The sequence below is a fragment of the Agreia sp. genome, assembly GCF_964263775.1.
GTDB lineage: Bacteria > Actinomycetota > Actinomycetes > Actinomycetales > Microbacteriaceae > Agreia.
The window spans coordinates 1-4,273 of sequence record NZ_CAXVWM010000109.1 but is presented as its reverse complement, the minus strand read 5'-3'; the positions used below and the strand labels follow the sequence as shown (position 1 = coordinate 4,273).

The following is a 4,273-nucleotide window of genomic DNA, read 5'->3' as shown; positions in this document are numbered from 1 at the left end:
GCCGCGGCGATGTCGCCCCGCCGCAACGCGGTCGCCGCGCGGGCGAGGTTCGCGGTCGACGAGGGCCGCTCGTCGGGCTTCTTGGCGATGCATGAGAGCACGAGGTTGCGCACTGGATCGGCCACGGTGATGGGCAGGTCGGGCGGAGTCTCGTTGATCTGCGCCATGGCGATCGCGACCTGCGATTCGCCGGTGAATGGACGTTTGCCCGCGAGGCACTCGTAGGCCACGATGCCGAGCGAGTAGACATCGGTGGTCGGCGACGCCGACTGGCCCGACGCCTGCTCGGGCGAGAGGTACTGAACCGTGCCCATCACCTGCCCGGTCGCGGTGAGCGGAACCTGGTCGGCGATGCGGGCGATGCCGAAATCGGTGATCTTCACCCGGCCGTCGGGGGTGATCAGCAGGTTGCCCGGCTTGATGTCGCGATGAACGAGGCCTGCGGCGTGCGCGGCCTGCAGTGCGGATGCGGTCTGCGCGACGATGTCGAGAACGCGGTCGGTGGCGAGCACGTGCTCGCGCTCGAGGATGGTGGAGAGCGCCTCGCCCGGAACGAGTTCCATGACGAGGTAGGCGCTGCCTTCTTCTTCGCCGTAATCGAAGACGTTGGCGATGCCCTCGTGGTTGACGAGGGCTGCGTGCCGGGCCTCTGCGCGGAAACGCTCGAGAAAGCCGGGGTCGCCAAGGTACTCGTCTTTCAAGATCTTGATCGCGACCGTCCGACCGATGACGAGGTCGGTGGCCTGCCAGACCTCGCCCATGCCCCCGATCGCAATGCGACTGGAGAGTTCGTAGCGTCCCCCGAAGGTGAGCCCTGTTGTGGGTCTCATTTATTCAGCACCGCCTCAAGTACTTGTTTTGCTATCGGCGCGGCGATGGAGTTCCCCGAGCCGGATTGGTCTTCGCCTCCGCCGTTTTCCACCACTACCGCGATGGCTACCCGAGGGTTGTCTGCGGGGGCGAAGCCGGTGAACCAGAGAGTGTACGGATCGTCTTCGCCGTTCTCTGCCGTGCCTGTCTTACCGGCCACGCTGACCCCGTCTATTCTTGCATTAGTCGCTGCGCCATTCTCGACGGCCGAGACCATGAACTGCGAAAGTGTCGAAGATGTTGCAGAGTCGATCGGCTCGGCGAAGATCTGCGGTTCGAACTGCTGGAGCACCGTGAGGTCGGGCGCCGTGATCGAGTCGACCAGGTTGGGTTTCATGATGGTTCCTTTGTTGGCGACGGCGGCCGAGAACATCGCGACCTGCAGGGGCGTGACCCTGTCTTCGTCTTGACCGAAGGCCGACAGTGCGAGCTTGTCGTCAGACATGGGAAAGCGGATCGTGCTGGGCTGCACGGCCATGGGAATGTCGAGTTCTTTATCGAAACCGAAGGCCTTGGCCTTGTCGACGAGAGTGCTGTCGCCCATCTGCACCCCGAACTCGGCCATGGGAATGTTGCACGAAAGCACGAAGGCGGTTTCGAGCGAGACCGTGTCGCCGCCGCCGCAGGTTCCGCCTCCGGCATTCGAGACGGTGTTACTCGAGCCGGGCAGTGGAAAGCGCGCGAGATTCGGTTGGGTGTCGGTCGCGGCTATTCCACTCTCCAGGGCGGCCGACGAGGTCACGATCTTGAAGGTGGATCCCGGCGGGTAGAGGTTGCCGTCGATCGATCGGTTCACGAGAGGGTCGCCCGTGGCCTCGATGAGGGCGTCGTACGTGTCGGTCACGACCGACGGGTCGTGCACAGCTAGCGTGTTCGGATCGAAGGTGGGCTTCGAGACCATGGCCAGGATGCGTCCTGTGGCCGGCTCGAGGGCGACGACGGTTCCCGTGTAGTCGCCCAACGCATCCCAGGCCGCCTGTTGAAGAACGGGATCGATCGTGACCTCGACCGATGCGCCCTTGGGCTTCTGGCCGGTGATGATGCTGTTGATGCGGGCGAGAAACTGCGAATCCGCCGTGCCCGACAGAAAGTCGCCGAGCGACTGCTCGAGGCCCGTGGAGCCCTGGCCCAGGGTGTAATACCCGGTGACCTGGCTGTAGAGCGGCCCGTTGGGGTAGGTGCGCTGAAACTTGTAGTCGTCGTCGACCGGCACCGACATGGCGATCGGTTGGCCGTCGACGAGGAGCGGTCCGCGCTCGGCATCGTAGCTGGCGTACAGGGAACGCGTGTTGCGGGTATCGGCGGCGAGGGCATCCGTTTGAAAGAACTGGATGCTCGTGGTCGCCACGAAAAGCGCCGCGAACATGAGCAGCACGACGATCGCGACGCGTTTGAGTTCTTTGCTCATCGGTCTAGATCACCAGCCTCGGTTGATTGCGAACCGTGTCCGACAGGCGCAGCAGCAGCGCGACGATGATCCAGTTGGCCATGAGCGAGGAGCCGCCCGAGGCCAGGAACGGTGTCGTGAGGCCCGTAAGGGGGATTACCCGGGTGACGCCGCCGATGACGACGAAGCACTGCAGCGCGATGACGAACGACAGGCCGACACCGAGCAGTCGGCCGAAGTCGTCGTGGCCGGCGAAGCTGATGCGCAGGCCTCGCGCGATGAGCAGCAGGTAGAGGCAGAGAATGGCGAACAGGCCGGCGAGGCCGAGCTCTTCGCCGATGGCCGAGATGATGAAGTCGCTCTGGGCGAGCGGCGTGATGTCGGGTCGGCCGCGCCCGAGCCCCGTGCCGATGAGCCCGCCGTTGGCGAGGCCGAAGATGCCCTGCACCAATTGGAAACTGCCGCCCACGTCGTCGTAGTTCGTCTGGCTGAACGGGTCGAGCCACGCATTGAAGCGATCGTTGACGTAGGTGAGGGTCTGGCTGGCGACGACCGCACCGGCGAGAAAGAGTGCGCCGCCGAGCAGAATCCAGCTCGTGCGCCCGGTCGCCACATAGAGCATCACGACGAAGAGGCCGAAGTACAGCAGCGCCGTGCCGAGGTCGCGCTGGAACACGATCACCGACATCGACAGCGCCCAGATCACGATGATGGGCCCGAGGTCGCGGGCCCGGGGAAACCGCACCCCGAGAACTTTGCGGCCCACGAGCGACAGGGTGTCGCGGCGTTGCACGAGAAAGCCCGCGAAGAAGATCGCGAGGAAGATCTTGGCGATCTCGCCGGGCTGAAAAGAGAACGGTCCGATGTGGATCCACACGCGGGCGCCGAAGATCTCCTGCCCGATTCCCGGAAGCATGGGCAGCAGCAGCAGCACGAACGCCGCGAACATGAAGACGTAGGTGTAGCGCTGCAGCACGCGGTGGTTTCGGATGATGACGACCACCGCGATCGCACAGACGAGGGCGATCGCGCTCCAGACGACCTGCCTGATGGCGGTCGAATCCCACCCCGTATCGCCGTTGATGAGGTCGACGTGATAGATCACGGCTATGCCGATGCCATTGAGCATGGCGGCGACGGGAAGGATGAACGGGTCGGCGTTCGGGGCCACGTAGCGCAGTGCGATGTGCATGCCGATGACCAGCACCGACAGGCTCGCACCCAGGGTCACGACGGTCGCGTCGATGGCGCCGGTCGTGCCGAGCTGCACCAGCACGATGGCGAACGCGTTGACTCCGCACGCGAAGAGCAGCAGGAACAACTCGAGGTTTCGGAGCTTCTGGGGCACCCGGATGCGACGGATGCCGCGCCCGGCATCCGGAACGATCGGCGATGCCTCGATCACCGGACTCGACCCGCGCGCGTCAGCCAACGGGGGCCGCCGGTGCGGGTGCGGGTGCCGGTGCGACCGACGGCGAGGGCGAGGGCGAGGGAGTCGGGGTGGGCGTGAGCGTCGGCTCCGGTTCGACCGCGGCGCCGAGGCGCTTGACGATCTCGAGCGCCGCCGTCACCGAGTCGGCGCTGATGGTGTCGCGCACCTGCTCCTGCGTGTAGAACGGCAGGTCGTCGAGTGAGATGTCGGTGCTCTGGTAGACCTCGGACAGTGCGATCGGGCCGATGGTCTGCTGGACGCCGTGGAATACTGCGACCCGGCCGTCGACGTCGCCGACGTAGTAGCGCGTCTGCGTCCACCGGTATCCGGCGAAGGCGCCCGCGGCGATGGCCAGGATGATGACGAGGGCGCCGGCGAGCCACGCCGCCGTGCGTCGGCGGGAGCGACGCCGGTTCTCTTCGATGAGCTCGTCGAGGTAGTCCTCGGACTCGGGCTCGAAGTGACTGGGGTCTGCGGGGCCGCGTGGGTGCAGGCGCAGGCCGGGCAGGCGCGAGACGCGGCGACCCAGCGTTCCCTCGAAGGCCACGGGCTTGGATGCGGAGCCGACGGTGACGGGCTCGACG

Annotated in this window: 3 protein-coding genes and 1 pseudogene; all 4 read right to left on the bottom strand. The window is 65.8% G+C overall.

Going from position 1 to position 4,273, the window contains the following annotated elements; translation table 11 throughout:
* The coding region (locus ACE5CZ_RS08295) for a serine/threonine-protein kinase (protein ID WP_374946855.1) at positions 1-830 on the bottom strand (830 nt) is incomplete at its 3' end.
* Positions 827-2,278, bottom strand: coding sequence for a peptidoglycan D,D-transpeptidase FtsI family protein (locus tag ACE5CZ_RS08290; RefSeq protein ID WP_374946854.1), 1,452 nt, complete (start codon positions 2,276-2,278; stop codon positions 827-829). The genes ACE5CZ_RS08295 and ACE5CZ_RS08290, both read right to left, overlap by 4 nt.
* Before the next feature lie 4 nt (positions 2,279-2,282).
* Entirely contained in the window at positions 2,283-3,659 is a 1,377-nt protein-coding gene (locus ACE5CZ_RS08285) for an FtsW/RodA/SpoVE family cell cycle protein (protein ID WP_374946856.1), read from the bottom strand.
* A gap of 22 nt (positions 3,660-3,681) precedes the next feature.
* Positions 3,682-4,273 (bottom strand): annotated as a pseudogene (locus tag ACE5CZ_RS08280) (serine/threonine-protein phosphatase); the annotation flags it as partial.